Here is a 4,115-nt window from a genome sequence, read left to right on the forward strand (position 1 = left end):
GCATCGCAATGCCAACTCGGCCGACGTACGTGACGCTTCGGCTCGCGCGGGTGACGCTTCGGCCGACGGGAGCGACGCTTCGATCAGAAGCGGCGGGTGGAGTAGGTCGGGATCAGAGCGTTCTTGATCTCGCGGAGCCAGGCATCGAGCCGGTCACCGGTGAAGTCGCCCTTTCGCACGATGACGATCGTCCAGCCGTGGTCGATCAGCCAACCCCGCCGCTCTTCGTCGTAGATTCGCTGGTCGGGGTCGTCGTGGTCTTCGCCGTCGTACTCGATCGCGACCTTGGCGAGCCGGTAGGCGAAGTCGAGGCGGTAGGTCGGGATTCCTTCGACGTCGACCCAGACCTGCGCCTCTGGAAGAGGAAGTCCGGCATCATTGATCGCGAGCAGGGTCCAGGACTCACGCTGTGACTCGAGGCGACGATTCAGAAGCGGGACGAGCTCGCGGAGCTGGACGACACCGCGCCGGCCGCGAAAGCGGGGCAGCTGCTCGTCGAGGGCGCTCCGGGTGATCCCGTGGTGCCTGGCGAACTCGTTGAGCGCGGCCATCGCCTCCCGCCTGTTCAGGTTGCAGCCGAGGTCGAGCGCGGTGCGTAGCGGTGTCGTCACCCGTACGCCTCCGATGACCTCGATGTCCTCGGCCAGGAGGTCACGCGAGTGGCCGTCGGTGCCCGGGCGCCGCGTGCGGGTGTGACCGCGGACGGCGCACGTCTCCACCGCCGGCACCTGCGCCATCTCGGTCTGGGTGAAGGTGTTGATGCCGTGCACCCAGGCGGCGGTCCGGTCACTGATCACCTGGTGCTCGGAGACCACCTGCACGAGAGCCTCGGCGCGCTTCACCGGATCGTCCTCCGCCTGCGTGGCGAGATAGACGCCCCGGAACGGGCGGCGCACGTCCCCATGGCTGATCGCCTGGGCGAGTGCGTATCGGTTGGTCGCGACCGACTCGATGTCGGACGTGGTGAAGGGTCGCTCCGGCAGCCGGCCGTCGGTCTTGACGAGTGAGAGGTTCATGCCCGCAGCGTGCGACAGGTGGCGTACGAAGTCATCCGTCTTGTCAGAGGCTGTGGATAACTACGGACTCAGCACGCCCTGTGGACGGAGACAGGCCCGTCACGGTGACGCTTCGGTCGACCGGGGTGACGCCTCGGCCGACGGGGGTGACGCCTCGGCCGACGGGGGTGACGCCTCGGCGGGGTGAGTCAGCGCTGGCCCTTGAGAGCCCGGGGGATCTCCTTGCCCTGGGCGATGGCCTTCTCGGGGGCCTTGACCTTCTTCACCTTGAGCACGCCGATGAAGGCGAGGAGGGCGGCGAGGAGGACGTAGAAGCCGAAGACGATGAGGAAAGACCATTGCAGGCCGAGGCCGGTCCAATGGATGAAGTAGGCCGCCGAGACGGAGAGCATGATCACGGCGAGGACCAGCAGGAAGGCTGCGGCGGCGAAGAGACCGACGCCGACACCGGCGTTGGTCATCGAGACCTTGAGCTCCTGTTTGGCGAGCGTGATCTCCTTGTTGACGAGCTCGGAGATGTCGCGGGTGGCGTCGACGACGAGCTTGCCGATCGTCGGGTCCTCGCCGCCCGGGGACTTCACGATGTCGACTGCCATGGGAACCCTTCGCTGAACGTGTGTTGGGGAGCGCCCACGACCTTACCGGTCCCGACCCTGATCATCCTCGAACACGTCCGGCACGCCGTCCTCGTTGGCGTCGAGAGTCTCGATCTGCTCGATGCGGCGGTAGACCCGGTTGCGCGCACGCAGCACCACCGTCGCCAAGGCGGCGGCCAGCACGGACCCGAACAGAACGCCCACCTTCATGTGGTCGTGAGCTGCCGGATCCGAGCTGAAGGCGAGCTCGCCGATCAGCAGCGACACGGTGAACCCGATGCCGGCCAGCATCGCCATCCCGATCACGTCGGTCCAGGCGAGGTCGTCGTCGAGCGAGGCACGGGTGAACCGGGCCAGCAGCCAGGTCGACCCCGAGATCCCGATGGTCTTGCCGACGACGAGACCAAGGATGATGCCGAGCGTGATCGGGTCGCGAAGCGCGCTGGTCACCCCGCCCCAGCCGCCGAGGGAGACACCGGCGGCGAAGAAGGCGAAGATCGGCACCGCGACGCCGGCCGAGATCGGCCGGACCAAGTGCTCGAAGTGCTCGGCGAGCCCGCGCTTGGCTTCCGGGTTGCGGGCGATGACGGGCACGGTGAACCCGAGCAGCACCCCGGCGACGGTGGCGTGGACACCGCTGGAGTGGACGAGGGCCCACGCGATCAGGGCGAGCGGCAGGAGCAGCCAGGGGTTGCGTACGCGGCGCTGCACGAGCACCGCGAAGAGCCCGATCGGAATGAGTGCCAGCAGCAGGAAGCCGATGTGCAGATCTGAGGTGAAGAAGACCGCGATGACGATGATGCCGAGCAGGTCGTCGACGACGGCGAGGGTCAGCAGGAACGTTCGCAGCCCCGTGGGCAGGTGCGTCGAGATGACCGCCAAGATCGCGACCGCGAAGGCGATGTCGGTGGCCACCGGCGTGGCCCAGCCGGCCAGCGAGCCGTCGCCGATCAGGTTGACGGCCACGTAGACCAGCGCCGGTACGACCATGCCGCCGACCGCGGCCGCGATCGGCAGCGCGGCCCGGCGGGGGTCGCGGAGGTCTCCGGAGACGAACTCCCGTTTGAGCTCCAGACCCGCGACGAAGAAGAAGATCGCGAGCAGGCCGTCGGCCGCCCAGGCCCCGATGGTGAGGTCGAGATGAAGGGACTCGGGCCCGACCCGGAAGTCGCGAACGGCCTCGTACGCCTCCTGCCAGGGGCTGTTGGCCAGGACGACCGCGATGATCGCGGCGATGATGAGGAGTACGCCGCCCGTCGTCTCGGCGCGCAGGATCTCGGCCGTCCGCGAGGTCTCCAGCCAGGAGCCGCGGGTGAAGAGGCGGTTGCGGGTGTCGGTCACGGGTGGCCTCCAGGGGCTCAGGGGTCGACGAATTCACGCCGACCAGACTTCCCGGCACACCTGCCGACGACCTTAGCAAGCACCGTTGCCAGAGACAGAAGGGTGATCAACTTGAGCCCACCTTCGATCAGAAAACACATGTAAACAAGCGAAAACGTAGGTTAAGCCAGCAAAAAGAGAGTGAGTTGCTGCACAAATGCCCCGCCAGGCACCCGGTTTCGTTGCATAGTGGGTGAGCCCGCATTGAACGGTGCGGGCCGCTCCGGTCGCGCCGAGGCCCGTCACAGCCGGAGGAGAGTCGATCCGACCAGGGTGGCGGGCACGGGGGAGCCAAGCAGCACGCCGGGAGCCAGAGACAAGGCAGGCCGGCTCGGGGTGAAGGCGTAGACGGAACACAGGGATTCCAGCGCCCGGGCATCAGCAGCCCGAATCCGACAGGTCGACCTTCGCAGGCGTCGCTGCATCGGGGGAACCTCGAAATGATCGGATCCAGTATCCGCGCGCTGTCGCGCGCGCCCAGACGGATCAGCATCGGCCTGTCGACCGCACTCGTGGTCGGACTCGCACTCGTCGCCGTACCCAACCAGGCGGCCACGGCCGCACCTTCACCGGGCACGAGCGCTCACACCGGCGCGCACCCGGCCTCGACCACCATCTCCACCACGACCACCGAGAAGAAGAAGGCCAAGAAAAAGAAGAAGTCGCGGGGCATCCGGGCTCTGCGCCGCGCCAAGAGCCGCGCCGGCGCTCCGTACTCCTACGGTGGCGACGGCCCACGCTCCTTCGACTGCTCCGGCCTGACCCAATGGGTCTACAAGAAGCTCGGCCGCAAGCTGCCGCACAGCTCATCGGCCCAGGTCGGCCACACCTTCAAGGTCAAGAAGCCGCGCAAGGGCGACCTGGTCTTCTTCTACGGCAGCGGCGGCGTCTACCACGTCGGCATCTACGCCGGGAAGCGCGACGGGCGCCGCTGGATCTGGCACTCGCCCAGGCCCGGTGAGTCGGTCCAGAAGGACCCGATCTGGACCAGCAGCCACTTCATCCGCCGGGTGAAGTACTAGAAGGGCCAGGCGCCGTACGACACTGCCGAGTCCGCCGCACCCCACCACCCGCACGCCGAGGAGGGGGACACCCCGGGGGACATGCGCCGCCCCGGGCACAC

The 4,115-nt window shown here is 67.7% G+C and carries 4 protein-coding genes; 1 reads left to right on the forward strand and 3 read right to left on the reverse strand.

What is annotated here, in order from left to right; genetic code table 11:
- Positions 1-83 precede the first annotated feature (83 nt).
- From ACFU7D_RS28955 to nhaA, 3 genes are all read right to left on the reverse strand, one after another.
- Positions 84-1,016 carry a DUF559 domain-containing protein gene (locus ACFU7D_RS28955; RefSeq protein ID WP_378873800.1) on the reverse strand — a complete coding sequence of 311 codons (933 nt, stop codon included), beginning with the start codon at positions 1,014-1,016 and terminating at the stop codon, positions 84-86.
- A 188-nt stretch (positions 1,017-1,204) separates the two neighbouring features.
- The gene (locus tag ACFU7D_RS28960) at positions 1,205-1,612 is read right to left on the reverse strand and encodes a phage holin family protein (protein WP_378729054.1); all 408 of its coding nucleotides are present in this window, start codon (positions 1,610-1,612) and stop codon (positions 1,205-1,207) included.
- 42 nt (positions 1,613-1,654) lie between these two features.
- Positions 1,655-2,953, reverse strand: coding sequence for a Na+/H+ antiporter NhaA (gene nhaA, locus ACFU7D_RS28965; RefSeq protein ID WP_378729053.1), 1,299 nt, complete (start codon positions 2,951-2,953; stop codon positions 1,655-1,657).
- Positions 2,954-3,432: 479 nt separating this feature from the next.
- On the opposite strand from nhaA, the gene ACFU7D_RS28970 reads away from it, so the two are divergent.
- A complete protein-coding gene (locus ACFU7D_RS28970) occupies positions 3,433-4,014 on the forward strand; it encodes a C40 family peptidase (RefSeq protein ID WP_378873803.1) in 582 nt (193 codons plus the stop codon).
- Positions 4,015-4,115: the final 101 nt, after the last annotated feature.

This window comes from Nocardioides sp. NPDC057577, assembly GCF_042801335.1.
Classification (GTDB): domain Bacteria; phylum Actinomycetota; class Actinomycetes; order Propionibacteriales; family Nocardioidaceae; genus Nocardioides.

Coding starts and splice junctions, on each gene's coding strand:
- ACFU7D_RS28955 (WP_378873800.1), bottom strand. CDS start 1,016: ATGAACCTCTCACTCGTCAAGACCGACGGCCGGCTGCCGGAGCGACCC.
- ACFU7D_RS28960 (WP_378729054.1), bottom strand. CDS start 1,612: ATGGCAGTCGACATCGTGAAGTCCCCGGGCGGCGAGGACCCGACGATC.
- ACFU7D_RS28970 (WP_378873803.1), top strand. CDS start 3,433: ATGATCGGATCCAGTATCCGCGCGCTGTCGCGCGCGCCCAGACGGATC.